The sequence below is a fragment of the Aminobacter niigataensis genome, from assembly GCF_014200015.1.
GTDB classification, from domain to species: Bacteria; Pseudomonadota; Alphaproteobacteria; order Rhizobiales; family Rhizobiaceae; genus Aminobacter; species Aminobacter niigataensis.
In genome coordinates, this window is sequence record NZ_JACHOT010000006.1 from 187,480 (window position 1) to 213,431 (window position 25,952).

Consider the following 25,952-nt stretch of genomic DNA (forward strand, 5'->3'; position numbering starts at 1 on the left):
TTTGTCATGGCCGGCCTCACGACTGCGCCGCGAACAGGCCGCTCGGCCTGAAAGCGAGGATCAGCGCCATGACGATGTAGATCAGCATCGAGGCGAGGGCGGCGCCGATCGGGCCGGCCTGCGCCGCAGGTATCATCAGGGCGAGCGCCTTGGGCAGCAGGAAGCGGCCCATGGTGTCGACGACGCCGACGAGGATGGCGCCGAACAGCGCGCCCTTGATCGAGCCTATGCCGCCAATGACGATGACGACGAAAGCGAGGATGAGCGCCGGTTCGCCCATGCCGACCTGCACCGACTGCAGCGCGCCGACAAGTGCTCCGGCGAGACCAGCGAGGGCGGCACCCAGCGCAAAGACCACGGTGTAGAGCGTGCGGATATCGACGCCGAGGGCTGCAATCATCTCGCGGTCGGATTCGCCGGCGCGGATGCGCATGCCGAGACGGGTGCGCGAGATCAGGAAATAGAGCCCGACTGCGACCACGATGCCGACGCCGATGATGGCGAGGCGATAGAGCTGGTATTGCCCGCCGCCGGGGAGCGGAACGGCTCCCTGGAGCAGCGGCGGAATGTCGAGATAGAGCGGGAACGATCCGAACAGCCAGCGCGTGCCTTCCGAAAAGATCAGGATGAGCGCGAACGTCGCCAGCACCTGGTCGAGGTGATCGCGGTCATAGAGCCGGCGAATGACGGTCACCTCCATGATCGCGCCGGCAGCAGCCGCGGCGACCAGGCTTGCCACCAGTCCGATCCAGAACGAGCCGGTAGCAGCTGCCACCGCCGCACAGGCGAAGGCGCCAACCATGTAGAGTGAGCCATGGGCGAGGTTGATCAGACCCATGACACCGAAGATCAGCGTCAGGCCGGCGGCCATGAGAAACAGCATTACGCCGAGCTGCAGCCCGTTGAGAATTTGCTCGATGAGCAGTGCGATGGACAAGGGGACGCTTTCGCTGGCTGGGTTTAAAGATGCGACGAAGACGCCTCCCTCTCCCCGTTTGCGGGGAGAGGGTAAGGGTGAGGGGCAATGTTGAGGTTTGCGGGCGCCGCTCCGCCCCTCATCCGCCTGCCGGCACCTTCTCCGGCATGCGGGGAGAAGAGAAGCCTACATCTTGCACTGTTCGGCGTAAGCGTCGCCGTGCTTCTCGAAGGCGGTGGCGACGATCTTGTTGGTCAGGACGTCGCCTTCCTTCACCACCTCGCGCACGTAGATGTTCTGGACCGGGTGGTTGTTGGTGTTGAAGGTGAAATCGCCGCGCACCGACTTGAAGTCGGCTGCCTTGAGGGCGGCGCGGAAAGCGTCCTTGTCCTTGACGCTGGCCTTGCCGAGCGCCGACAGGATCAGGTTGGCGGTGTCCCAGCTCTGGGCGGCATAGACCGAGGGCAGGCGCTTGTACTCAGCCTGGAAGGCTTCGACGAACGCCTTGTTGGCCTCGTTGTCGAGGTCCTTGGACCAGCTTGCCGAGTTCTTGACGCCGAGGGCCGCATCGCCGACCGCAGGCAGGATGTCCTGGTCGAAGGAGAAGCCGGGGCCCATGACCGGGATGTTCACGCCGGACTGGGCGTATTGCTTCATGAAGGAGATGCCCATGCCGCCGGGCAGGAAGAAGAACACCGAGTCGGCGCCGGAATCGCGGATCTGGGCAATCTCGGCGGCGTAGTCGGTCTGGCCGACCTGGGTGTAGGTCTCGCCGGCCAGTTCACCCTTGTAGTAGCGCTTGAAGCCGGTCAGCGAATCCTTGCCGGCCGGATAGTTCGGGGCGAGGATGAAGGTCTTCTTGTAGTCCTTGTTGGCGTACTGCCCCATCGCCTCATGGAAATTGTCGTTCTGGTAGGCGACGTTGAAGTAGTTCGGGCTGCATTTGGCGCCGGCAAGGGCCGACGGGCCCGCGTTCGGCGACAGGTAGATCACGTCTTGCGCGACCGCGTTCGGCACCACGGCCATGGCGAGGTTCGACCAGATGATGCCGGTAAGCAGGTCGACCTTGTCGCTCTGGATCATCTTTTCGGCGAGCTGCACGGCAATCTCGGGCTTCTGGGCATCGTCCTCGATGACGAGTTCGACATCCTTGTTGCCGGACTGCTTCATGGCCAGCGCAAAGGCATCGCGCATGTCAACGCCAAGGCCCGCACCACCACCCGAAAGCGTGGTGATGACGCCGATCTTGACCGGTTCGGCATAGGCCAGGCCGGATGTCGCCAGCGACAAGCCGAAGATGCCGGCTGCAATAATCTTCTTCATTAGGTTCTCCCTCCGAGTGTTCTCGTTGTAATGCAAAAAAGCGTTAGAGCCGGGTACGAACTTTCCAGAGTTCAGGGAACAGTTCAACCTCCAGCATCTTCTTCAGATACGATGCGCCTGACGTTCCGCCGGTGCCGCGTTTCATGCCGATGATGCGTTCGACCGTGGTGACGTGGTTGAAACGCCAGCGGCGGAAATAATCCTCGAAGTCGACCAGTTTCTCGGCCAGTTCGTAGAACATCCAGTAGCGCTGCGGATCGCGGTAGATCGCCTGCCAGGCGACAAGCACTTCCTCGCTCTCGGTGCGGGTCTCGCGCCAGTCAATGCGCTTGGCATCCGCACCAACGTCGAAGCCGTTGCGGCCAAGCAAAAGGATCGCCTCGTCATAGAGCGAGGGCTGGGCGAGCACCGCCTCGAGCTTTTCGATAAGCTCCGGCTGATGCGCATGCGGGCGCAGCATAGCCACGTTGCGGTTGCCAGCCATGAACTCGATCGCCCGGTACTGCCAGGACTGGAAGCCCGAGGACTGGCCGAGCGAGTCGCGGAACTCGGTGTATTCGCTCGGCGTCATCGTCCTGAGCACGTCCCAGGCATTGTTCAATTGCTCGAAGATGCGCGATACGCGCGTCAGCATCTTGAAGGACGGTTCGAGGCGGTCGGCACGGATGGACCGGATCGCCGAGCTGATCTCGTGCAGGGCGAGCTTCATCCACAGCTCCGAGGTCTGATGCTGGATGATGAACAGCATCTCGTCGTGGGCAGTGGATAGGGGCTCCTGCGCGTCCAGCACCTTTTCCAGGTGCAGGTAGTCGCTGTAGGACATGCGGTCCTTGAACGACATCTGCGCGCCCTCGGCCGAGGGATCGTATGGCTTGCTCAATTCATCTTCTCCGCGCGGAGCCGGAAGCGCTGGATCTTGCCGGTCTGGGTCTTGGGCAGGGCGTCGATGAACTTCACCGAGCGCGGATATTTGTAGGGCGCGATCGTTGCCTTAACATGGTCCTGCAGGCGCTTGATGGTTGCAGCATCCGCCGCCACGCCTTGCACCAGCACGACATAAGCCTCGACGATCTGGCCGCGATCGCCGTCCTCGGCGCCGATCACGGCGCATTCGGCGACTTCCGGGTGCGAGAACAACGCCGCCTCGACCTCGGGTCCTGCGATGTTGTAGCCGGCGCTGACGATCATGTCGTCGGAGCGGGCGGCGAAGTGGAAGAAGCCGTCCTCGTCCTGCAGGAAGGCGTCGCCGGTCAGGTTCCAGCCGTCGCGGACATATTCGAGCTGGCGGGCATCGGACATGTAGCGGCAGCCGGTCGGACCGCGCACGGCGAGCTTGCCGACGGTGCCACGCGGCACCTCGTTCATGTCCGCGTCGACGACACGCGCCTCGTAGCCGCCGACAGGCTTGCCGGTGGAGGCGGGCTTCATGTCCTCGAAGCGGTTGGAAATGAAGATGTGCAGCATCTCGGTGGCGCCGATGCCATCGAGGATCGGCTTGCCGGTCTTTGCGGTCCATTCGTCGAAGACCGGTCCAGGCAACGTTTCGCCCGCAGAGACCGCGACGCGCAGCGACGACAGATCGGCGCCTTCGTCCATCGCCTTCAGCATCGCCCTGTAGGCGGTGGGCGCGGTGAACGAGATCGTCGCTTTGTAGGTCTCGATGATGTGGACCATGTTCGGTGGCGTCGCCTGCTCAAGCAGCGTCGCGGCCGCACCGAAGCGCAGCGGGAAGATAGCGAGGCCACCGAGGCCGAAGGTGAAGGCGAGTGGCGGAGACCCGACGAAGACGTCGTCCGACGTCACCGACAGGACCTCCTTGGCATAGGCGTCGGCGATGATCAGAAGGTCGCGATGGAAATGCATCGTCGCCTTCGGAACTCCCGTCGTTCCGGAGGTGAAGCCGAGCAAAGCGACGTCGTCGCGGCCGGTCTTCACTGCTTCGAAGATCACCGGCTTGTCGAGGGCGACGCGGTCGAGCTCGGCATCATGATTGGCGGTGCCATCGAAGCCGATGACTTTTCTGAGGAAGGGGCTGTCCTTGGCGCAGGCGACCATCTCGTCCATCAGGCGGGTGTCGCAGAGCGCGATAGTGATCTCGGCCTTGTCGACGATCTTGGCCAGCTCGCCGGCACGCAGCATCGGCATGGTGTTGACGACGACGGCGCCGGCCTTGGTGGCAGCCAGCCAGCAGGCGACCATGGCCGGATTGTTGGCCGAGCGGATCAGCACCCGGTTGCCCGGCTTGACGCCGTAATTCTCGACCAGCGCATGCGCCAGCCGGTTGGTCCAGTCGGACAGTTCCTTGTAGGTGCGGCGGCGGCCGTTGCCGATCAGCGCCGTGTGGTCGCCCAGTCCTTTTTCGACCAGCCGGTCAGTCAGCTCAACGCCGGCATTGAGGTGTTCGGGATAGTCGAAACCGTTGAGCAGGAACGTCGGCCATTGGTCCTCGGGCGGGAGGTTGTCGCGCGTGAAAGTGTCGATATGCGCTGACGGTCCAAGCATTCTGCGGCTGTTCCCTATCTGCTTCCTCACCGTGGCGCGACTGTGCCCGGCTTCGTTGTTATCTGCATTCTCTGGGGGAGGGGTCGCATCGGCGGCCGCTGCGCAGTGCCTTCGAGAGAAGGCGGGCGTGGAAGAAACTTCGGCACGTCTTGCGAGCGGCGCAGCGAGACCTCCCATTCTCGACTGGACGGCAGGAGAATGGCATCAGTCCAAATTTATTTCAAGCCTAAAGTTTTTGGCGCGCAAAGCATTGACGCCGCCGCTGGCGCTGGCCATTGCTACGACCTGAAACGATGCCGCCAGGGAGTGCGCCGGTGCTCGAACATCACATCAACGATTGGGACAATGCCTATACCAATGGCGCCAACATCCCCGGCGGCGACCGCTGGCCGGCGGCGTGGGTGGAGCCGGCGCAGGCGTTTCGCGAGGATCTGGCGGCGGTCGGGCGGGCAAAACTCGACATCGCCTACGGCGACAAACCGCGCACCCGCCTCGACCTGTTCCTGCCTGAAGGCGCGCCGAAGGGGCTCGTCGTGTTCGTGCATGGCGGCTACTGGATGGCGCTCGACAAGAGCTTCTGGTCGCATCTGGCGGCCGGCCCGGTTGCCAACGGCTATGCCATGGCGATGCCGTCCTACACGCTGTGTCCCGAAATCCGCATCGCCGGCATCGTCAAGGAGATTGGCGCGGCCGTCAGCAAGGCCGCCGAGATGGTGGATGGCCCCCTGATGCTGACCGGGCATTCGGCCGGCGGGCATCTGGTTTCCCGAATGATCGCGGCCGGCTCCCCGCTTGCGCCAAAGGTCCAGGCCCGCATCCGCCATGTCGTGTCGATTTCGGGCCTGCACGATCTGCGACCGCTGGTCAACACCGGTATGAACGGGACACTCAGGATCGACGAAGCCGAGGCACTGGCCGAGAGCCCAGCCTTGTTGCGGCCGATAGCAAATGCCCGCATCACCTGCTGGGTCGGTGGTGGCGAGCGCGCCGAATTCCTGCGCCAAAACGCGCTGCTCGCCAATATCTGGACCGGCCTTGGTGCCACGACGTCGGCCGTGGTCGAGCCCGACCGTCATCATTTCAGCATCATCGATGGCCTTGCCGATGCGAACCACCAGCTGACCCGCACCCTGCTTTCGGAATAAAACGCTTACGGCTCGGGGCAAATCAGCCCGTTACGACAGCCGCCTCCAGCACGGCGTGCAAAAGCACGTCGCAGCCGGCGGCCGCCCATTCGGGGTCTATCTCCTCGGCCTCGTGGTGCGACAGGCCGTCGACGCAGGGGCAGAAGATCATCGCCGTCGGCGTCACGCGGTTGACCCAGCAGGCGTCGTGTCCGGCGCCCGAGACGATGTCGCGGTGGCTGTAGCCGAGCCTTTCGGCGGCATTGCGCACCATCTGCACGCACTCGCTGTCGAAGGCGACGGGATCAAAGTGGCCGACCTGCTCGACATCGTGCCCGATGTCGAGCACCTCAGCGATCAGGGCGATGCCCTCGCGGATGCGCTGGTCCATGGCATCGAGCACGTCCTTTTCGGGCGAGCGGATGTCGATGGTGAGAACGGTGCGGCCGGGAACGGTGCTGCGCGAGTTGGGATGAACATCGACGTGCCCCACATTGCCCACCGCGTCGGGCTGGTAGTCCATCGTCACCTCCTGGACCAGCTCGATCACCCTGGCCATGCCGAGCGCGGCATTGCGGCGCTTGTACATGGGCGTGCCGCCCGAGTGCGCTTCCTTGCCGACCAGCGTCACCTGCAGCCACTTCAGGCCCTGGCCGTGGGTGACCACGCCGATGTCGATGCCTTCGTCCTCGAGGATAGGCCCCTGTTCGATGTGCAGCTCGAAATAGGCCTGCATCTTGCGGGCGCCGGTCCTCTCCGTCCCCTTCCAGCCAATCCGCTCGAGTTCGTCGCCGAAGCGCTTGCCCTTGGCGTCCTCGCGGGAATAGGCCCAATCCTTGTCGATGGTCCCGGCGAAGACGCCCGACGCGACCATGGCGGGCGCGAAGCGACAACCCTCCTCATTCGTCCAGTTGGTAACGACGATGGGGTGCCTGGTCTGGATGCCCAGGTCATTCAGCGTGCGCACGATCTCGAGGCCGCCGAGCACGCCCAGCACACCGTCAAACTTTCCGCCGGTCGGCTGGGTGTCGAGGTGGCTGCCGATGTAGACCGGCAGGGCTTGGAGATCAGTGCCTTCGCGCCGGGCGAACATCGAGCCCATGTCGTCGACACCCATTTCGAGCCCGGCCTCGTCGCACCATGTCTTGAACAGGCGGCGGCCCTCGGCGTCCTCGTCGGTCAGGGTCTGCCTGTTGCTGCCGCCGGCGATGCCGGGTCCGACCTTCGCCATTTCCATCAGCGAATCCCAGAGCCGGTCCTGGTCGATCCTGGCGTTCGTGCGGGTCACTGGCTTGTCCAACTTTCCAACTCCTCGTTTTGCCCGCGCGGAACAGCCTTGCCGTGGCGGGGGCACCGCATCGGCATTTGGCCTTTCGCATCGCAAGGTCAAAGAGCCAGTGCATGAACCCCAGATCGGAAGCGATTTCCCGAAAGGATCATGCACAGGTTCAAAGTTCTGCAGCGTCCATTGCGCGTCCGGTTGGGCGTACAGCGCCGTAGCGGTCTAGCTGCTCGTGTTGGCGTCGTCGTTGCTGTTCATCCGATACCTGAAGTCGCAGCTGCCGTTGCCTTCCATGATGGTGCGGGTGCGCGTCATCGAAATGCGCGGATCGTAGCCTTCGCAGAACGTGCCGTCGCGCTGGCAGGACAGCAGCGTGCCGATCTCGCCGAGGCCCATCGAATGATACATCTCGGCATAGCGGCAGCGGGTGACGTTGTAGTCGAACTGGTCGGCCGTCTCGGTCAGCACTTCGAAATGCAGCGCATCGTCCTGGCGCCATTTCGGCTGCAGCGCTGCGAACGACTTGAGGTCGACCGGCCCCTTCTCGGCCGCGGCAAACTTCTTGCCGGCCTCGATCGCCGCATTGGTGATTGCCGTACGCAGCGTTTCGCGCGCCGCCTCGCGGCCGAAGCGCACCACCATCTCCTCGTAGATCGGCTTGATGATCTCCGCCTCGATGCGGCGGCGGGCAAGGATGCCCAGGCTATCGATGGCTGCCTGCACGTTCGACTGGGGATCGAGCGGATCCCGTTCGGGCGTGGTGGGTTGCATGTCGGTCATTTAAGCCTCTGCATTTGCGCCCATATGGCGTCTCAAGACGAGACTAGAGGTTGCGCCAGACTATGAAAATCGCAGATCCCTCAACTGCTGAGCTCATTTCACGACTCTGGCGGGTGTCTGTCGCGTTCGGCCCGCATCCAGGCGACGAAGCGACGGGACATCTGCGGCAGCTCCCGGTCGGTCCTGGTGCAGAGATAATAGCTCCGGCCGTCGTCCAGCGAGCGGTCGGAAAGCACGACCAGCCTGCCATGCGTAATGTCGTCGGCGACGAGCGGCAGCCGGCACAGCGCAGCGCCCAGGCCGGAGACGGCAGCGGCGCGGACCAGCAACCCGTCCTCGAACAGGGGGCCGGAAAGATGCTGGTGATCCGTCCGCACGCCGGCCGCGCGAAACCAGTTCAGCCAATGGTCGCGGCTTTCGTCGTGGATCAGCGGCAGCCCGGCAATCGTTTCCTCGCCCGGCAATCGGTCGCGGCCTTGCAGCAGGGCAGGGCTCGCCACCGGCACGACGGCGCCGCTGAGGAAGAGCTCGCTCTTGTAGCCCAGCCAGGCGCCGGCGCCGAACCGCACCGATATATCGGCCGCATCGCTCGAATAGTTGCGGTTCTGGGCATAGGTCACGCGGACGTCGATATCGCGGTTCTGGCGGCTGAACCCGGCAAGACGGGGGATCAGCCAGCTTACGGCAAACAGCGGAATGGCGCTGATCGAGATCTCGTGCGCACTCGCCCTGAAGCGCAGCTGGCTGGTGGCGGTGCGCAGCAGGAAGAACGCCGGCAGGATCGATTCCAGATATTCCCGGCCCTCGGCGGTCAGCGCCAGACCGCGTCCGTGCCGTTCGGTCAGCTTGGTACCGACGAATTCTTCCAGCTGCGCCAGGCGATGGCTGACCGCCGAGGCTGTCAAGCCGAGCTCGTCGGCCGCCGCCGTCACGCTGCCCAGACGGGCAAAGGCCTCGAACGCCTTGGCGGCGTTCAGCGGCAACAGATCCGATTCATGAGCCAGCTTCATCGATTTCCGCCAGAAGGCACGTCGTCGCCAACTTCTGACATACGCAAGCGGAGTGCAACGCGTCTCTGGGTCGAAAGCCAGCTTTCAGGCAGGCGGGGCGCGGGAAGACAGCCCCCTTGCCGATCAGCGTCGGTCCTGCCTACCTGGCCAACGTCGACGACGCTGGCCGCATGCTTCAGTGGAGCGGCTGCATCGATCCTGGTGCCGGCTGTCCACGCATGTTGACGACGGGCTCGCCCTGATTGGCGGACATCTCGAGGCCTGTGGCAACGACGGACACCTTGAACTGCCCTTCGAGCGAATTGTCGAAAATGGCGCCGACGATGATGTCGGCATCGTCGCCGACTTCCTCGCGGATCCGGGTCGCGGCCTCGTCGACCTCGAACAGCGTCATGTCCATGCCGCCCGAAATCGAGATCAGGACACCGCGTGCACCCTTGATCGAGTTCTCGTCGATCAGCGGGTTGGCGATCGAAGCTTCCGCTGCCTTGCTGGCGCGGTTTTCGCCGGTGCCGACGCCAGTGCCCATCATCGCCCGGCCCATGTCGCGCATCACCGTCTTCACGTCGGCGAAGTCGAGATTGATCAGGCCTTCCTTGACGATGAGATTGGTGATGCAGCTGACGCCCGAATAGAGCACCTTGTCGGCCATGCCGAAGGCATCCTCGAAGGTCGTCTTTTCGGTCGCGATCCGAAACAGGTTCTGGTTCGGAATGACGATGACCGTGTCGGCGGCCTGGCGCAAAAGCTCGATGCCGCGGTCGGCCATCTGCATGCGGCGCTTGCCTTCGAAGGTGAAAGGCTTGGTGACGATCGCCACCGTCAGGATGCCGGCGTCGCGCGCAGCCTTGGCGATCACCGGGGCGGCGCCTGTTCCGGTGCCACCACCCATTCCGGCGGTGACAAAGCACATATGCGTGCCGGAAAGCTGATCCATGATCTCGTCGATCGATTCTTCGGCCGCGGCCTGCCCGACCTCGGGCAAGGAGCCGGCGCCCAGCCCCTCGGTCACCAGCGCTCCAAGCTGGACCAGCCTCGGCGCCTTCGACATGGTGAGCGCCTGGGCATCGGTATTGGCAACGATGAACTCGGTGCCTTCCAGGCCCTCGGCGATCATGTTGTTGACGGCATTGCCGCCGCCACCACCGACTCCGATGACAGTCAGCTTCGGCCTCATCTCTGAGATTTCAGATTTCTTGGAAGTGCTCATGATGCCGTTTCCTGCGCAGCGCCCCTGCCCGAATCGGACAGCCCTAGGGAATCAGATAGATTCATACGCTGCAAGGATAGCTTGTGGATTGCGGCTTTTAGCCGGCCAGACGACACAGGTCCGCACGGCAGCGATGGCCGCCGTGCGGACCCTGGCGCATCAGAATGACTTGGCGGCTTCGTCGATCAAGGTGACGATTTCGAGCGGATGCGAGGCCAGCGAAGCGTGGCTGGCGTCGAGGGTGATGGTCTTGCGCGCCTTGATGCGCTCGGCCATCCATTGCTCGGTCTCCGGCGGGATCATGTTGTCGCGGCTCGATACCTGGTACCAGCTCGGCTTGGTGTGCCATGCCGCCGGTCCCGACTTGTCTTCGAAGCAGCGCGCGGCAATCGGCTTCTGCGTCACTGCCATGACCAGTGCCTCGGGCTCGCTGAGGTCCTGGCCAAAACTCTGGCGGAACGTGTCCTGGGCGAGCCACAGGAAGCCTTCCTTGTCGGGGCGGATGCTGCCTGCGCCCGACGGCGGTTCGCGCCGGGCGAAGATGCTGCCGAGGCTGTCGCCTTCTTCCGGCGCGAAGGCAGCGATGTAGACCAGCCCGACGACGTTAGGTGCATGGCCGGCGCCGGTGATCACCGCACCGCCATAGGAATGGCCGACCAGCAGCGTCGGTCCGTCCTGCGCCGCGGCGAGCTTGGTCGTGCGTTCGATATCGTCTGCGAGCGAAGTCAGCGGGTTTTGCACCGCTGCCAGCTTGTAGCCCTTGGCGTGGAGCGGCGGAATGACGTGGCGCCAGTGCGAGGCATCGCCCCATGCGCCGTGGACCAGAACGATATTCTTTACCGATGGCATAACCAGTCTCCTTCATTGATTGAATTCGAGCCGTTTTGCGTCTGGCGGCAGGTCGCCTTTCGAAATCTGGACGGCCGCCCCGACACGCAAGGGCCGGCAGCTTCGCCTTCAGGATCAGCAGCAGCAGGCAATCGGTGTTGCCTGGCGACGACTATGCGCGGGGGAGCCTATTCCTGAGCGAACCCGGCGTCGATTCATTGTCGGCCATCGCAAACAAATGTGATGCGGTTCACTCGAGCAGCTCTGCCTGCACGGCGACGATGCGCCGATTGGCAATGATGGGTGGCATTTCCCATACATTGTGCATATATATGGAAAACGCTGTTGGAACCTGCTGAGCAATGACGACAACGAACTGGTCTCCCTCCATCTCCAAGGCTGGGGGCCCTCTTTACCTGGCGATCGCCGACGCGCTTGCGACGGACATTGCGTCGGGCAGGCTGACTGACGGTTTCAGGCTGCCGCCGCAGCGAACGCTCGCCGACCAACTCGGCATCGACTTCACCACGGTCAGCCGCGCCTATGCCGAGGCCCGCAAGCGCGGGCTGGTCGAAGGCCGTGTCGGGCAGGGCACCTATGTCACGGCGCGGCGTCCCGCATCCGCCGGGTCGGCGGTGACGGGTATCATCGACATGAGCATGAACCTGCCGCCGCGCTTCGACGATCCGGACCTGGCGGCGGCGATGTGGGAGGGCGTCGCCCAACTGCAATCGAGCCACGGACTGGACCTGCTGATGCGGTACCAGGAGGCCGGCGGCACTTCGCGTGATCGCGCGGCGGGAGCAGCGTGGCTGGCCCCGCGGCTCGGCGAGATTGACACCGGCCGGTTGCTGGTCACTCCCGGTGCGCAAGGGGCGTTGCTCGCGCTTCTCGGCGCGCTGGCCGCGCCGGAAGAAACGATCTGCGCCGAGGCGCTGACCTACCCGGGCCTGCTTGCCGTGGCGCAGCATCTGCGCATCCACGTCGCCGGCATTGCGATGGACGCACAGGGCCTCATCCCGGAGGCGTTCGAGGAAGCCTGCCGCAAACACGCGCCCAAAATCTTGTACTGCACGCCGACGCTGCACAACCCGACGACGGCGACGCTGTCTCTGGCCAGGCGCGAACGCATCGTATCAATCGCCCGCCAGCACAATGTCCTGATCGTCGAAGACGACGCCTACGGCGCCTTGCCAGCCAAGCCGGTGGCCGCCTTCGCAACACTCGCGCCCGACATCACCTATCATGTTGCCGGGCTGGCCAAATGCGTGGCGCCGGCGCTGCGCGTGGCCTATGTGGTCGTCCCGCAGGGACGCACCGTCGCCCACCTCGCCGGTGCTATCCGCGCAACCGCCGGGATGGCTTCGCCGCTGACGTCGGCTGTCGCCACGCACTGGATCGAAACCGGCATTGCCCATTCCGTTCTGGCTGCGATCCGCACCGAGGCCAAGCAGCGCCAGGCGATCGTGTCGAAGATCCTGCCTGCAAAGCTGGTCCAGGCCGACCCCGAAGGCTTCCACGTCTGGCTGAAGCTTCCCGGCCACTGGAACCGTAGCGATTTTGCCGCGCGGCTGCGTTCGGCCGGCATCGGCGTGGTCACCAGCGATGCCTTTGCGGTCACGGAGCCCGCGCCCGAAGCGGTGCGGCTGGGGCTGGGCGCACCGCCCAGCCATGCCTCGCTTGCTGCCAGCCTCGAGGTCGTCGCCGCCCTTTTGGCTCAGCAGTCGGCCATGTCCTCGATGGTGGTGTGACGGCTGGCAGGGAAGGGGCCGGTGAACGGTTCGACCCGGCCCATGCCGAGGATCTCGTTGAGCGGGACCTCGTCGCTCACCCGCCGGAACATGCCGGGCGACATCCAGCGCGCATGACCGTCGACATTCGGCGCGCCGCGCCCGGTACGGACATCGTCGATCCAGAGCGTGCGGGTCTCCAGCGAGATGCGCGTCAGGCCGGTCGAGTTGGGCACGCCGGCATGGGCGTGGGCACTGGAGAAGGCGATCACCTCGCCCGGTGCCAGGACGACCGGCGTGGCGTCGGTAACCTCCAGCTGTTCGGTCAAATGCGGGATGGCCGCGTCGGCGTCATTGGCGTTGCGGCCGCCCGCCTTTGACCGGTCCAGCAAGGCCGCGAGATCGAATTCGGCACTGGTGTTGGCCACCGCACGCTGCCACAGCGACGGATAGATGGCGAAGGTGCGCCCGGCGTCGATGTCATAGATCGGCGCCCACCAGTTGGCCTGCGCATAGAGGTTCGAGCCCCACGTGTCGCGGTGGAACGCGATGGTCGCCGTGGTGCGGGCGCGAGGCACGACGGCGCCACGGTCCTGATGCGGCTGGAAGCGAAGATAGAGGCTGTCGCGCGCAAGCCCTTCGGCATCGAGTCCGGCCGCCTCGAAGAGGTCACGCCACAAGCGCTTGACCTCTGGCGCGCGGGCAAAGTCGCGCTGCCGCTGGGCAAAGCTCTCCATCTGCTGCTGATGCGTCAGGTGCTTGTGGATCTCGACCGGACTGAAAGGCGCAAACGCATCCTCGAGCATTGCGCGTGTGAAGTCGACGAGCTCGCGCATCGGCTTGAGATGGCCGAAGCGCAGCACGTCGCCGGCATAGATCCGGTCGTGGAGTTCGCGCTGGTCGAGCGCCCGGGCAACGTCGGTGTACATGGGCTTGGATCCGTTATTGAAGTCAGACGGTCAGGCCGGCGAGGCCCATCACGAAGCGGAACAGATAGGCCACGATGCCGAGGCCCAGCACGCTCGCGATCCAGATCAGCACCAGCCAGCCGATCCGCTTCGGCCAGGAAACCGGCGCTTCGGTGGGCGCGGCCATCAGTGATAGCCCTCGCCGGTCTTCACCTTGCCGCGGAACACATAATAGGACCACGCGGTGTAGCCGAGGATGAAGGGGATGATGAACAGCGCGCCGACCAGCGTGAAGCCCATGCTCTGCGGCGGGGCCGCCGCTTCGCGGATGGTGATGTCGGGCGGGATGATGTTCGGCCACAGGCTGATGCCAAGGCCGCTATAGCCGAGGAACAGCACGAACAGCGCAAGCAGGAACGGCGCGACGTGCGGCGCACCGTTCAGGCTGCGCAGGATCAGCCAACTGCTGACCAGCACCAGGACCGGCACCGGCGAGAAGAAGACGATGTTGGGGAAGCTGAACCAGCGCTCGGCGATGTCGGGATGGGCGAACGGCGTCCACAGGCTGACGATGCCGATGACTGCGAGGAGCGTCAGCGTGATCGGCCGCGCCAGGGCAACCATGCGGTCATAGAGGGCGCCTTCGGTCTTGATGATCAGCCATGTGCTGCCGAGCAGCGCGTAGGCGACGATCAGCCCAAGCCCGGTGAACAGGCTGAAGGGCGTGATCCAGTCGAGCGCACCGCCGGTATAAGAGCCATTTTCCATCGGGAAGCCGTTGAGGAATGCGCCAAGCGAAACGCCCTGGAAGAAGGTCGCGACATAGGAGCCGCCGGCGAAGGCCCGGTCCCAGAACGGCTTATGATGTTCGTCGGCCTTGAAACGAAACTCGAAGGCAACGCCGCGCCAGATCAGCCCGAGCAGCATCAGCACCAGCGGCAAATAGAGCGCGCTGAGGATGACGGCATAGGCGAGAGGAAACACCGCCATCATCGCCGCGCCGCCCAGCACCAGCCAGGTCTCGTTGCCGTCCCACACCGGGGCGACCGTGTTGACCATGGTATCCCGGTCCTGGCGGTCGCGGACGAAGGGGAACAGGATGCCGATCCCGAGATCGAAACCGTCCATGATGACATACATCATCAGGCCGAAGGCGATGATGACGGCCCAGACTACGGGGAGATCGATGCCCATGTTTCAGCCCTTCCTGTCCTGGTTCGTCGGCACGAACATGTCCATCTGGTCGGGCGCGGCCGAAAGCGGGCGCGCGGGTCGGCGCGCACCGGTGTCGTCGGTCGGCTCGTGCTCATGATCTTCCGGGCCCTTGGCCACCAGCTTCAGCATGTAGCGGGTTCCGATGCCGAAGACGATAAAATAGACCACGATGAAGGCGACCAGCGTCGTGCTCATGGCGAGCGCCGAATGGTTCGACACCGCGTCCTTGGTGCGCATCACGCCATAGACGATCCATGGCTGGCGGCCGATTTCGGTGGTGTACCAGCCGGCAAGGATGGCGATCAGGCCCGTCGGTCCCATGACCGTGGCAAAGCGCAGGAACAGGTTGGTGTCGAACAACCTGTCACGCCACCTGAGCCACAGCCCCCAGGCCCCGAGCAGCAGCATCAGCATGCCCAGGCCCACCATGATGCGGAAGCTCCAGAACACCACCGTCGAGTTCGGTCTGTCCTCCTTGGCGAACTCCTTCAGGCCGGGGAACTGGCCGTTCCATTCATGCGTCAGGATCAGGCTGCCGAGACGCGGGATCTTCAGCGCGTAGAGCGTCTCTTCCTTCTCCATGTCGGGCCAGCCGAACAGGGTGAGCGGGATGGCTTCGCCCGGCTTGTTTTCCCAGTGGCCTTCAAGTGCTGCGATCTTGGCCGGCTGGTGCTTCAGCGTGTTGAGGCCGTGCAGGTCGCCGATCAGGATCTGCAGCGGCGCCGAAGCCAGCAGCATCCACATCGCCATCGACAGCATGGTACGGACGCGGCGGTTGTCGTTGCCGCGCAGCAGATGCCAGGCGCCCGAGGCGCCGACAAACAGTGCGGTGGCCAGGAACGCCGCCACCGTCATATGCGCCAGGCGATAGGGGAAGGAGGGATTGAAGATCACCTCAAACCAATTCACCGGCACGACGATGCCGTTGATAATCTCGAAGCCCTGGGGTGTCTGCATCCAGCTGTTCGAGGCCAGGATCCAGGTGGCCGAGATCAGCGTGCCGAGGGCCACCATGATCGTCGAGAAGAAGTGCAGTCCCGGGCCGACCTTGTTCCAGCCGAACAGCATGACACCGAGGAAGCCGGCCTCGAGGAAGAAGGCGGTCAGCACCTCATAGGCGAGCAGGGGGCCCGTCACGCTGCCGGCGAAGGCCGAAAAATAACTCCAGTTGGTGCCGAACTGGTAGGCCATGACAAGGCCCGAGACGACGCCCATGGCAAAGTTGACGGCAAAGATCTTCGACCAGAAGTGATAGAGGTCGCGGTAGACGGTATCGCGCTTCCATAACCACAACCCTTCCAGCACAGCGAGATAGCTTGCGAGTCCGATGGTGATCGCAGGGAAGATGATGTGGAAGGAAATGGTGAAGCCGAACTGTATGCGGGCCAGTTCCAGTGCCGTCAGTCCGAACATTCGGGACCTCTCTTGCATGAACAATCGGCTTGCGCACGATTGCCGGTCGAAGCGCGATACTCGCCAACTTTCGTCAGGTATTGCTCACAACTGCAATAGACCTGCATTCTGGTCCGCGCATCGCGGAAAGTCGACGCACCCCCACGGACATTTTGACCCACGCCAGGCTTGCCCGGGTTGCAAGCGGCATAATCCATACAAATCACCGCATCAATCCATATTGATTGGAGTGTATGCTAATTATATGCATCTCGTGTCTTGCACGCAAGCGCCATGAGGATTATGTATGGATGCAAATGGAGCGCCGGCATGTGGCGCCAGCCGCTTTAGCGGCTCCGAGATGGAGGCGAGTATGTCTGAGAGCAGATTTTCGGCGGAAGGCTTCACCCCGACCGACAACCCGATGAAGACAGGCATCAGGGGGCTGTGCCCGCGCTGCCAGATGGGGCACCTGTTCTCGGGCTTCCTGAAACTCGCCCCGCGCTGCGAGGTCTGCGGCCTCGACTATTCCTTCGCCGATCCGGCCGACGGCCCGGCCTTCTTTGCGATGACCATCGCCGCCGTGCCGGCGCTCGCGTTCGGCGTCTGGTTCCAGATGGCCTTCGGCCTGCCGCTGTGGGTGCATATCTTCATCACCTTGCCGTTGACCGTGCTGAGCTGCATGGCGCTTCTGCGGCCGCTCAAGGGCTGGCTGGTGTGTTCGCAATTCTTCCACAAGGCCGAGGAAGGCTCGATCGACTTCGACTGGCACGCCAAGGCGAAGCTGGCCAAGCAACAGACTGGGCAAAAGCCGGGCGGCGCCTGATCGCGTCCGCGGCCCGATAACTGTGGGCATCGGCGGCAAGGCAGGGCATAGCCGTCAACCGACACCACCGGCAAGGCCGAGTTGTCGGCCGGCCGTCGAGACGTGTCATATCATTGGTCTCGGCACGACCGCGCTCGATGCGAGCGCCATGGCAAAAAATCCACTGGTGTGAAAAAACAATTCATGGTATGAATTAGTCACATCGGATATCGCGTGCCGCAGGGCACCAACCGAAGCATCCGCAGGACACAACAACCGAAACATGCGCTGAAGCCATCCTGGCTGCAGGCAGGACGTTTTTGACCGGCGACGACCATGAAAACAGCATCGACCACGCTCCAGTTTGTTGCACTGACCGCCTGCCTGGTGGCGCGGCTTTGTTGCGCGGGCGAACTCCAGATGCCGGGCGTACGCCGCGCCATGCAGACGATGGCAGCTGCCGGCCAGTCGGCGATCACGGAGAGCATCGACTACGCAGCGCAGGCGTAGGAACGCAGCTCAACCGGCATGCACGGACGCGGCCCGAAGCAAGTGGCTCGATCATGCCCGCCGTCTCTCCGCCATCAGAAACACCACCAGTACACCGCACAGCAGGCCAAGGGACAATGGCAGCCCCTGATGTCCCATCAGTTGCATGGCGAGACCGGTGATCGGCGAGCCGACAAAGCCGCCGATTCCCCAGACCAGCGCAAACGCCGCGTTGCCGGCGATGAGTTGTTGCCCCGAGAACCGTTCACCGAGCTGTATCAGCGCCATGGTGTAGATTCCGAAGGTCACCGCTCCCCAGACGAACACCATCGGCCAGATCAACGCGGACGAAAACAGCAGTGGCAACAGGGCACAACCGAGCAGCGCCAGAGAGCAGCACAACAGCATCGCACGGGCCGAGCCGATCCCTTCCGCAAGGCGCCCGAGCGGTATCTGCAGGGCGGCATTGCCAAGGATGAAACAGGCGATCAGCGCGGAGATGCGGCTTTCGGGACTGCCATAGGCAGCTCCGTAAACGGCAAGCATGGCAAGCAAACTCTGTTCAAAAGCGGCCGCTGCAAATACCGCAAGCAATAACAGCGGCGCCAGTGCGACGAAGCGGCCGACCGATGTCGCCTCGCCTTCATGCGGCATGTCAGGCAAGCGTGGGATGACTGCCAGGACAATCAGCCCACACAGGAGGAACGCAGAAATCCCGACCAGAAACGGTGGCCAGCCTTCAGTCCCGAAGAGCCGGAGGGTCAGCGGGCCGATGGCGAAGCCACCCGAAACAATGGATGCATAGAGGCCCATGATGCGGCCCCGGCGTGACGCCGGCGCGATCGTGATCAGCCAGGTTTCGCTGATCACGTAGAGCGGATTGGCGAAGAAGCCGAGCAGGAAGCGCAGCGGTATCCAGGCCCAGACGTCCTGCGTCCAGGCAATCGCGGCCAGGGTGGCAGCTGCCAGGATCGAACACAGGATCGCAAGCCGCGCCGCGCCCATGCGCCGCACCAGCGCTGGAATAAGCGGCGCGGACACGATGAAACCCAGCGGCGTCATCGCCGCCGACAAGCCGATCAGGCCCGGCGTCGTTTCCTGCCGCTCGAGGATGAAGCTGAGCAGCGGATAGGTCAGCCCCTGCGCCACGGCGAACACCGTGACGGTCGCGATGATACCGGCCATCGCGGCCCATGGCATCCGATCCTCTCGTGGCGATGTCGTGCTTTCGGCAGTCATGCGGACCTCGAAGAAGGGCCGGCACGTTCCGGCAGGTGCACGTGCCGGCGAACCATCGCGGCACCCGGAAACTGGCGATCAAGTATCATTGCAGCATTCGCCTCACGCTTGCCAGAAGCGCTTGGCGATCTCTGCCTCGACCTGTCGCCTCGTCAGGCCGATATCGTCAACCAGATGGGGATTGTCCTTCAACTTTTGCTCAAGTTCCCAGCGAAAATGTATCCGCCAGCGCCAGGTCTCGAACATGCCCCGCAGGGTCGCCGGATACCGACGCGACACGTCTGCCGGCTCCACAGGCATTCCCGGCCGCTCTGCCTGATGCGGGGCCGACGCAAGACCATCGTCCATGGTAACCTCCATGCGGTCCAAGGGCACGGAGCCCTCGACCTGAAAGAGGATGAGTTGTGCAGGAGACGGACGGCGCCGTCGTTAAGCCCTGCCAAATAGTTCCAAAAACTCCCAAACGGGCTAAAGATGCGCCGCATGCAGCGGTCGCGCTTTGCCTTTGGTCCGTTCGTGCTTGATCCGGATGCGGGAACGCTGCTCCGGAACGATGAGCCCGTTGCGGTCGGCTACCGCGGGCTCAAGCTGCTCGCAGCGCTCGTCGAACGGCCGGGCGACATCCTCGGCAAAACCGAGCTGATGGACGCCGCGTGGCCGGGTACGGCTGTCGAGGAAGGCAACCTCACCGTCCAGATCGCGCAGCTCAGGAAGCTGCTTGGCCCGGCAGCCGGCGACGGTGAATGGATATCGACGGTTCCACGCGTCGGCTACCGCTTCACTGGGACCGTCGAAGAGCTCGGCGGTACGAAGCGAAAAACTTTGCCGCTGCCCGACAAACCATCGATAGCCGTGCTGCCCTTCGTCAATGTCAGCAACGATCCCGAGCAGGAATCTTTCGCGGATGGGTTGACCGAAGACCTGATCACCGACCTTTCCAGAATCCCCGGCCTGTTCGTCATCGCCCGCAACTCGGCCTTTGCGTACAAGGGCAGGGCAACGGACGTGCGCACGATCGCCGAGGATCTCGGCGTGCGCTACCTGCTGGAGGGGAGCGCGCGGCGCGCCGCCGGGCGCGTGCGGATCAACGCCCAACTGGTCGATGCGGCCAGCGGCGAGCATCTGTGGGCGGAACGCTTCGATCGCAGCCTGGATGACATCTTCGCCGTCCAGGATGAGGTTACCGGCAAGATCGTCGACGCATTGCTCGGCCGGCTGCAGACGCGACCGCCGCCGCGCAATCGGCCCAGAAGTCTCGAGGCTTACGATCTCTGCGTGCGGGCGCGCAAGCTGATGGACGACTCCCCGCAGTCTGCCCGGGAAGCACACCTGTTGCTCACCCGCGCGGTTTCGCTCGATCCCGACTACGCCGAGGCCTATCGCTGGCTTGCCATGAACCACTGGATGGGATGGGTACACAGCGGCGGGCCAACTGAAGCTGCCCGTAGCGTTGCCTTGGAACTGGCGCGCAAGGCGGTGGCGATCGATCCCAACGATGCCGGCTGCCGCTGGGTTCTGGCCTACCTGCTGGCCTACGAGCGCAGCTTCGCCGAGGCAGATGCGGAATTCGTCAAGGCGATCCAGCTCGACCCCAACGAGGCCGATACCTGGGCGGCGCTTTCCGACATCGCGATCCTGTCCGGGCGGGTCGAGGAGGGCCTGGACCACATTCGCAAGGCGTTCCGGCTCAACCCGTTTCCGGCGGCCTGGTACTACCTGACGCTCGGCCAGGCGCAATATGCGGCCGGCGACTACGAGGCCGCTGTCAAGACACTGCGCCGGGACGAGACCTATCGGACAAGCTCACGCCGTTTCCTGGCGGCGAGCCTTGCCCAACTCGGCCGGCTCGAAGAAGCGCAGGCCGAGGTCGAACTGTTCCTTGTCGGCAACCCGCAGTTCACCACCCGCCACTGGGCCGCGACGGAGCCATTCCGCGACACAGCCACGCTCGAGCATTTCGTCGACGGCTACCGCAAGGCGGGCCTTCCGGCGTGACGCGGCGGCGCCACCTCCCGATACTAACCAGGACTCGCAACGGGACAGTCCTCAGCCGCGTCCTACCCTGAGGTCTGTTTCCCCCACGCGACAGCCATCGTTGAGCCGCTCATCGCGGCGATTGGCCGATATGCGCCTCGCCCGGCGGCAAGTGCCGCAGCAGCATTCATCGCGAAATGCGAATTATAGTGTCTATTTTAAGGATTGTTCCATCAGTCGATTGACGGTCAGATGAATGCACAGAGGGGTCGGCAGATTGCCTAAACGGGCCGCTGACATTTCAAGAATACGTGCTGCGCCGAAAGCAGCCTTTGACTATGGGAACGCTTCTCGAGTGGCCGGAGACCAATCCGGATACGCTGGCATTCGCCTTGATACATGGCGGCGCGAGGGAAGCAAACAGTTGAGGATTACGCTTGAACGCGTTGCAGACGTCCATGAATCTCGGCCGCTTTCGAATATTCACCAACATTGCCATCTTCGCCTCGTCACTGATCGTGACCATGCTGGTCGTGGCCGGTCTCGTCGAACTGATCGGAGGCAGCGCCACCAGCGCACTTTCCGCGATGGTCGAGGGCGTGCTCGGCAGCCGCCAGGCTATCGTTGAAACGGTGATCGAGGCGACACCCACAGCACTTTGCGGGCTGGCGTTCCTGATCCCGTTCAAGGCAGGCTTCTTCAACATCGGCGCGCAAGGTCAGCTGCAGCTCGGTGCGCTGGCTGCCGTCTTCGTCACCACGGCCTTCACGCTGCCCGCTCCCTTGATGGTCGTTCTGGCATTTGCGGCCGCGGCGGCCGCGGGGATGCTTCTCATCGTTCCACCTTTGTTGCTCAAGACGAAACGCGGCGCCAGCGAGGTGACGACGACGGTGATGCTGAACTTCGTCGCCGTTGAGTTCGTGCTCGCGATGGTCACCGGCCCGATGAAGCAGCCGGACTCGTTCTTCGCCGAATCCGCGCTGATCCCCGTCGAGTATCGCCTGCCGGTGATCGTCGTGCATGTCGGCGTGTTCCTTGCCGTCGCCATCGTGGTGATCGCGGGCTGGATCCTCAAGCACACGGTTTTCGGGTTCCGCCTCGAGGCGCTCGGCGGCAACCCGGGTGCTGCCCAGGCGCTGGGCATGCGCACCAACATCACATTGACCAAGGCCGTGCTCGCTGCGGGGGCCATCGCTGGAATTGCCGGTGGCATACAGGCGCTTGGGGTCGTGTTCCAGGTTGCCGAGCTTTGGGCGAAACCGTGGGGCTTTCTCGGCATCCTCGCTGCCCTTATCGGCCGCAGTCCGGTCGGCGTGATGTTTGCCGCCCTGCTGCTCGCCGGCCTCGAAACGGGCGGTAGAAACATGCAGGCGATGACCGGGGTGCCGGCGGCGCTGGTCTTCCTTCTGCAGGCATTGCCGGTGTTGCTGCTCCTTGCCGTCAGATCGACGCATCTTTTCAAAATGATCTCTTTTGGCGGAGTGGGACGTTGATTTTCGATCTCGAATTTGTGCTCTCCGCGCTGCGTATCGCCACGCCGCTCATGATCGTCGCACTGGGCGTGCTGATCGCCGAGCGGGCAGGCGTGCTGTTCCTGGGCGCCGAGGGCGTCATGCTGTGCGGCGCCTTGTTCGGCATACTCGGCGCCGTCTATGTCGGCGATCCCTGGATGGGCGTGGTCTGGGGACTGAGCGCCGGTGTGGTCATGGGGCTTGTCACCGCGGTGTTGACCGTCTGGCTACCGACAGACCAGGTGGTCATGGGGCTGGCGATGAACATCGCGGCCATCGGACTGACCAGCTTCATCTTCCGCATCGCCGCCGACGACCTGCAGCAGATGAGCCCGCCCATGGGCTGGTCGGCACCGGGCGCGCTCAGCGAGAACCCGATCGCCGCGTTCCTGTTCGCCGTTCCGCCATTGGCGTGGCTGGCGGTCATCCTCTACTTCGTCGTCTGGTACATGCTGTTCCGCAGCGCGCCTGGGCTGTTGCTCCGGTCAGTGGGGCAGAACGTCAAGGCGGCGCGCTCCGCCGGCATCAACGTCGTGCTGGTGCGCACAGTCGCCCTGGCGCTTGCCGGCGGCCTCGCCGGCCTGGGCGGTGCTGCCCTGACGGTTGGCTGGGTCCGCAGCTTTGCCGACGACATCACCGCGGGACGTGGTTTCATTGCGCTGGCGGCAGTCTATTTCGGGCGCTGGTATCCGCGCTGGACGCTGTTCGGCTGCCTGCTGTTCGGGCTCGGCGAGGCACTGGCCCTGCGCACCCAGGTGCTCGGCGGCAACGCCCATTTCTACCTGATGATCCCATACCTTCTGACGGTCGGCGTCCTTGCCTTCGCAGAGCGCGGCTGCGCGCCGCGTGAGGTCGGCAAGCCCTACGAGCAGCTTTGATCGCTGCGTCGAACATATTTCTGCAACTATAACTTGGGGAGAGAGCAATAATGGGTACCTTTACAGCAGCCATTGGCAGGCATTTCGGCCGAATGCTCGCGGCAGTCGCACTATGCGGTGCCATGATCGGCACAGCTTCCGCGCAAGACAAGATCAAGGCCGCCGTGATCTTCGGCGTCAGCAACCCGGCTTCCGTCAACGGATGGGACCGCGGTCATTACCAGGGTGTGCGCAAGCTGATCGACGAGCACGGCTGGGACGTGACCATGGCTGAAAACGTGCCGTTCCCGCTGATCGCCAGCACCGCCGAGAACTATGCCAAATCCGGCTTCCAGGTGGTGATCTTCACCTCGAGCGGCCAGGTCAAGGCCTGGGATCAGGTGGCACCGAACTATCCGAACACACTGTTCGCCATGCTGTCGACGACCAGCAGCCTGCCCAAATCCAACAACGTCGCCGCCTATGCGCCCGACTTCTATTCCTACGGCGTCATCAATGGGCTGATCGCGGGCCAGGCCACCAAGTCCAACAAGATCGCCGGCGTCGCCGGATTGCCGGTCAAGGCAGTCGAGGACATGTTCAGCGGCATCATCGAGGGCGCCAAGGTCGTCAATCCGAACGTGGAATTCCTGTCGGCGTTTTCCGGCGACTGGACCAACATCCCGCGTGCCCGCGAAGTTGCCGCGCTGCAGATCCAGCGAGGCGCCGATATCGTGCTCGGCAATGCCGGCGTCGGCACCCGTGGCATTCTCGACGCTTCGCAAAGCGGCAAGACCAGATTCGTCGGCTACGCGACCGACTGGGCGGTAGATGCGCCCGAAACTGTGCTCTCCAGCGTCATTCTGGATGTCGCCGGCTGGTACGATGCTCTCGCCAAGGACGTGGCCTCGGGCAAGGTCGAGCCGAAGATCAACGAATTCGGCGCCAAGACCTTCTCCGTGATGCCGCTCAATAAAGAGCATCTGACGACGGAGGAAATCACCAAGATCGAAGACAGCGTGCGCCGGTATCAGGCAGGCGAATTGTCGGTTCCCGTCGTCGCGCACAGGTTCAAGTAAGGGAGCCGGATGATGGTCGAGGCAAGTCCTGGAAGCGAAGCGGTAAGGCTTGAAGGTATCTCCAAGGCATTTGGCTCGTTCAAGGCCCTGGACAATGTCAGCGTTACTCTTCGGTACGGCGAAATCCATGCGCTGGTCGGCGAAAATGGCGCCGGCAAATCTACGCTGATGAACGTGTTGTACGGGATCCTGCAGCCAAGCGCAGGTCGCATGCTCGTCGGCGGACAGGATGTCGGCTCTCATTGGTCGACACGGGACGCGATCGCCCACCAGATCGGCATGATCCACCAGCATTTCTCTTTGGTGATGGAACATTCCGTGCTCGACAACATCGTCATGCCGACACTGAAATGGACCGATCTGGCCCCCAAATGGGGCCAGTATCGGGAGCGGTTCAGCGAGTTGTCGGCGCAGTTCGGCTTCGAACTGTCGCCTGACACATTGGTGGGCAAACTGTCCGTCGGGCAGCGCCAGCAGGTCGAGATACTGAAGATGCTCTACCAGGGGGCAAAGATCCTGATCCTGGACGAGCCGACGGCAGTTTTGACCCCGCAGCAGAGCGATCGTCTGCTGGAGATGCTGCTGCAGTTCCGCGACCGCGGCTATGCGGTGGTGATCATTACCCACAAGCTGGAACACGCGCTGGATCTTGCCGATCACATCACCGTCCTGCGAAACGGCCGCCAGATCGCAACTGTAGCGAAGGGCGAGGGCACGATTGCCGACATCGCCCGCATGATGGTGTCGCAGGAGGTGAACACCGCGCAGCGGCGAAGCCGGTCGGCAGTGGGCGAAGTCGTGCTCGACATGGACAATGTCTCGCTCGACGTCGACGGGGTTGCCTTGCTCGACAAGATCTCCTTGCAGGTCAGGGAAGGAGAAATCCTGGGCGTGGCCGGCGTGGCCGGGAACGGCCAGTCCGAATTGGCCGAAACGATCATCGGCCTTCAATCCACCACTGCCGGCAGTATCAGTATCTACGGCAAGGAACTCGGGACCACCTCGGTCGAGGCGCGACGCCGGGGCGGTATCGCCATCATTCCGGAGGACCGTCACGCCCACGCGGTGGTCGGCGAGATGGACATCGCCTCCAACTTCATCATGGGCCACGAGGGCGAACCGCAGTTCTCCCGTCGCGGAATACTGAATCGCAAGAACATCGCCGAGTTCGCAAAGCACTGCATCGCAGAGTTCGACGTCCGTACGCGCTCGGCGGAAACCAAACTCGAATTCCTGTCCGGCGGAAACCAGCAGAAGGTGGTCATCGGCCGCGAACTGTCGGCCAATCCAAGGCTGATCATCGCGCACGAGCCGGCGCGGGGACTCGATTTCGCGGCCACCGCCTATATCAGGCAGCGCCTGGTGCAGGCGGCGGAAGCAGGAGCAGGCGTACTGCTGATTTCGAGCGATCTCGATGAGTTGATGGAGCTCTCGACTCGTGTCGTGGTGCTTTATTGCGGACGCGCCGTGGGCACCGTGGATGCCGACGCCTACGATCCGCAGCATTTCGGAAGCCTGATGGCGGGTGCCGAGGCGGCTTGACGCCAGTTGGTCCTGCGCAGCCGCCCGGCAAATGCCCGGCTGCTGCGCGGCATTCGCACAATCCACATCCGGGCCGCTCTGGCAGCCACTGTGCAGGTTCAAGCCAAGCCGCCGCTCCCAATCGTTGTGCCGCAAAAGCATTGATCGTTTTCTCGAAACAAAAGTATCGATCTTCGCGATTGAATGATCACCGGCATTCGCCATTCTTAGCGCAGGCCGAACACCAAGCGGCCTCT

General features: G+C 63.6%; 25 protein-coding genes. 10 read left to right on the forward strand and 15 right to left on the reverse strand.

The features are described from left to right. Positions 1 to 16: 16 nt before the first annotated feature. The 4 genes from GGQ99_RS20050 to GGQ99_RS20065 all read right to left on the reverse strand — a co-directional run bounded on the left by GGQ99_RS20050 (position 17) and on the right by GGQ99_RS20065 (position 4,741). Positions 17 to 937, reverse strand: a complete 921-nt coding sequence (locus GGQ99_RS20050) for a branched-chain amino acid ABC transporter permease (protein ID WP_183263901.1) — start codon at positions 935 to 937, stop codon at positions 17 to 19. Positions 938 to 1,102: 165 nt separating this feature from the next. Next, positions 1,103 to 2,239, reverse strand: coding sequence for an ABC transporter substrate-binding protein (locus GGQ99_RS20055; protein ID WP_108610325.1), 1,137 nt, complete (start codon positions 2,237 to 2,239; stop codon positions 1,103 to 1,105). Positions 2,240 to 2,282: 43 nt separating this feature from the next. Continuing rightward, the gene (gene kynA / locus GGQ99_RS20060; protein ID WP_246389674.1) at positions 2,283 to 3,119 is read right to left on the reverse strand and encodes a tryptophan 2,3-dioxygenase; all 837 of its coding nucleotides are present in this window, start codon (positions 3,117 to 3,119) and stop codon (positions 2,283 to 2,285) included. Beyond that, the gene (locus tag GGQ99_RS20065) at positions 3,116 to 4,741 is read right to left on the reverse strand and encodes an AMP-binding protein (protein ID WP_183263902.1); all 1,626 of its coding nucleotides are present in this window, start codon (positions 4,739 to 4,741) and stop codon (positions 3,116 to 3,118) included. The genes kynA and GGQ99_RS20065 overlap by 4 nt, the downstream gene beginning before the upstream one ends. 127 nt (positions 4,742 to 4,868) lie before the next feature. Between GGQ99_RS20065 and GGQ99_RS20070 the strand changes: the two genes are divergently transcribed. Together GGQ99_RS20070 and GGQ99_RS20075 are read left to right on the forward strand one after the other, a co-directional pair. Continuing rightward, entirely contained in the window at positions 4,869 to 5,030 is a 162-nt protein-coding gene (locus tag GGQ99_RS20070) for a hypothetical protein (protein WP_159091755.1), read from the forward strand. A gap of 25 nt (positions 5,031 to 5,055) precedes the next feature. Then, complete coding sequence (locus GGQ99_RS20075) at positions 5,056 to 5,886, forward strand: alpha/beta hydrolase (RefSeq protein ID WP_343061761.1); 831 nt, start codon at positions 5,056 to 5,058, stop codon at positions 5,884 to 5,886. A gap of 22 nt (positions 5,887 to 5,908) precedes the next feature. Here GGQ99_RS20075 and GGQ99_RS20080 read toward each other — a convergent pair whose 3' ends face one another. From GGQ99_RS20080 to GGQ99_RS20100, 5 genes are all read right to left on the reverse strand, one after another. After that, positions 5,909 to 7,102: a Zn-dependent hydrolase gene (locus GGQ99_RS20080; RefSeq protein WP_246389684.1), complete on the reverse strand. Its 1,194-nt coding sequence runs from the start codon at positions 7,100 to 7,102 to the stop codon at positions 5,909 to 5,911. 267 nt (positions 7,103 to 7,369) lie between these two features. Continuing rightward, positions 7,370 to 7,918, reverse strand: coding sequence for an L-2-amino-thiazoline-4-carboxylic acid hydrolase (locus GGQ99_RS20085; protein ID WP_425486844.1), 549 nt, complete (start codon positions 7,916 to 7,918; stop codon positions 7,370 to 7,372). Between the two features lie 107 nt (positions 7,919 to 8,025). After that, positions 8,026 to 8,937 carry a LysR substrate-binding domain-containing protein gene (locus tag GGQ99_RS20090; RefSeq protein WP_183263906.1) on the reverse strand — a complete coding sequence of 304 codons (912 nt, stop codon included), beginning with the start codon at positions 8,935 to 8,937 and terminating at the stop codon, positions 8,026 to 8,028. 175 nt (positions 8,938 to 9,112) lie between these two features. Next, positions 9,113 to 10,147, reverse strand: coding sequence for a cell division protein FtsZ (ftsZ, locus tag GGQ99_RS20095; RefSeq protein ID WP_108610319.1), 1,035 nt, complete (start codon positions 10,145 to 10,147; stop codon positions 9,113 to 9,115). Between the two features lie 159 nt (positions 10,148 to 10,306). Beyond that, positions 10,307 to 10,996 carry an alpha/beta hydrolase gene (locus GGQ99_RS20100; protein WP_108610318.1) on the reverse strand — a complete coding sequence of 230 codons (690 nt, stop codon included), beginning with the start codon at positions 10,994 to 10,996 and terminating at the stop codon, positions 10,307 to 10,309. 341 nt (positions 10,997 to 11,337) lie between these two features. Here GGQ99_RS20100 and GGQ99_RS20105 point away from each other — a divergent pair, with 341 nt between their 5' ends. Then, positions 11,338 to 12,726 carry an aminotransferase-like domain-containing protein gene (locus tag GGQ99_RS20105; RefSeq protein ID WP_183263907.1) on the forward strand — a complete coding sequence of 463 codons (1,389 nt, stop codon included), beginning with the start codon at positions 11,338 to 11,340 and terminating at the stop codon, positions 12,724 to 12,726. Here GGQ99_RS20105 and GGQ99_RS20110 read toward each other — a convergent pair. Genes GGQ99_RS20110 through GGQ99_RS20125 form a run of 4 tightly spaced genes read right to left on the reverse strand, consistent with a single transcriptional unit; the run spans position 12,693 to position 16,241 of the window. Then, positions 12,693 to 13,634 (reverse strand): hypothetical protein, encoded by a 942-nt coding sequence (locus GGQ99_RS20110; protein ID WP_183263908.1) that lies wholly within the window; start codon positions 13,632 to 13,634, stop codon positions 12,693 to 12,695. The genes GGQ99_RS20105 and GGQ99_RS20110 overlap by 34 nt on opposite strands. 22 nt (positions 13,635 to 13,656) lie before the next feature. Continuing rightward, positions 13,657 to 13,800 (reverse strand): DUF2474 domain-containing protein, encoded by a 144-nt coding sequence (locus GGQ99_RS20115; RefSeq protein WP_108610314.1) that lies wholly within the window; start codon positions 13,798 to 13,800, stop codon positions 13,657 to 13,659. Continuing rightward, on the reverse strand, positions 13,800 to 14,807 hold the full coding sequence (gene cydB, locus GGQ99_RS20120; protein ID WP_183263909.1) for a cytochrome d ubiquinol oxidase subunit II: 1,008 nt from the start codon (positions 14,805 to 14,807) through the stop codon (positions 13,800 to 13,802). Before cydB ends, GGQ99_RS20115 begins: the two co-directional genes overlap by 1 nt. Positions 14,808 to 14,810: 3 nt before the next feature. Next, on the reverse strand, positions 14,811 to 16,241 hold the full coding sequence (locus tag GGQ99_RS20125; RefSeq protein WP_108610312.1) for a cytochrome ubiquinol oxidase subunit I: 1,431 nt from the start codon (positions 16,239 to 16,241) through the stop codon (positions 14,811 to 14,813). Between the two features lie 352 nt (positions 16,242 to 16,593). Between GGQ99_RS20125 and GGQ99_RS20130 the strand changes: the two genes are divergently transcribed. Further along, complete coding sequence (locus GGQ99_RS20130; RefSeq protein WP_183263910.1) at positions 16,594 to 17,046, forward strand: DUF983 domain-containing protein; 453 nt, start codon at positions 16,594 to 16,596, stop codon at positions 17,044 to 17,046. 315 nt (positions 17,047 to 17,361) lie between these two features. Continuing rightward, on the forward strand, positions 17,362 to 17,535 hold the full coding sequence (locus GGQ99_RS20135; protein ID WP_183263911.1) for a hypothetical protein: 174 nt from the start codon (positions 17,362 to 17,364) through the stop codon (positions 17,533 to 17,535). Between the two features lie 51 nt (positions 17,536 to 17,586). Here the strand turns inward: GGQ99_RS20135 and GGQ99_RS20140 are convergent, their stop codons facing one another. Together GGQ99_RS20140 and GGQ99_RS20145 are read right to left on the reverse strand one after the other, a co-directional pair. Next, positions 17,587 to 18,753 carry an MFS transporter gene (locus GGQ99_RS20140; protein ID WP_183263912.1) on the reverse strand — a complete coding sequence of 389 codons (1,167 nt, stop codon included), beginning with the start codon at positions 18,751 to 18,753 and terminating at the stop codon, positions 17,587 to 17,589. 102 nt (positions 18,754 to 18,855) lie between these two features. Beyond that, positions 18,856 to 19,053, reverse strand: a complete 198-nt coding sequence (locus tag GGQ99_RS20145) for a DUF1127 domain-containing protein (RefSeq protein ID WP_183264013.1) — start codon at positions 19,051 to 19,053, stop codon at positions 18,856 to 18,858. A gap of 174 nt (positions 19,054 to 19,227) precedes the next feature. Between GGQ99_RS20145 and GGQ99_RS20150 the strand changes: the two genes are divergently transcribed. The 5 genes from GGQ99_RS20150 to GGQ99_RS20170 all read left to right on the forward strand — a co-directional run bounded on the left by GGQ99_RS20150 (position 19,228) and on the right by GGQ99_RS20170 (position 25,716). Then, positions 19,228 to 20,748, forward strand: a complete 1,521-nt coding sequence (locus GGQ99_RS20150; protein ID WP_183263913.1) for a winged helix-turn-helix domain-containing tetratricopeptide repeat protein — start codon at positions 19,228 to 19,230, stop codon at positions 20,746 to 20,748. Between the two features lie 437 nt (positions 20,749 to 21,185). Beyond that, positions 21,186 to 22,220: an ABC transporter permease gene (locus GGQ99_RS20155; RefSeq protein ID WP_183263914.1), complete on the forward strand. Its 1,035-nt coding sequence runs from the start codon at positions 21,186 to 21,188 to the stop codon at positions 22,218 to 22,220. Beyond that, a complete protein-coding gene (locus tag GGQ99_RS20160; RefSeq protein WP_183263915.1) occupies positions 22,217 to 23,116 on the forward strand; it encodes an ABC transporter permease in 900 nt (299 codons plus the stop codon). Before GGQ99_RS20155 ends, GGQ99_RS20160 begins: the two co-directional genes overlap by 4 nt. A 50-nt stretch (positions 23,117 to 23,166) precedes the next feature. Further along, a complete protein-coding gene (locus GGQ99_RS20165; RefSeq protein WP_183263916.1) occupies positions 23,167 to 24,174 on the forward strand; it encodes a BMP family protein in 1,008 nt (335 codons plus the stop codon). 9 nt (positions 24,175 to 24,183) lie between these two features. After that, on the forward strand, positions 24,184 to 25,716 hold the full coding sequence (locus GGQ99_RS20170) for an ABC transporter ATP-binding protein (protein ID WP_183263917.1): 1,533 nt from the start codon (positions 24,184 to 24,186) through the stop codon (positions 25,714 to 25,716). The last annotated feature ends 236 nt before the right edge of the window (positions 25,717 to 25,952 follow it).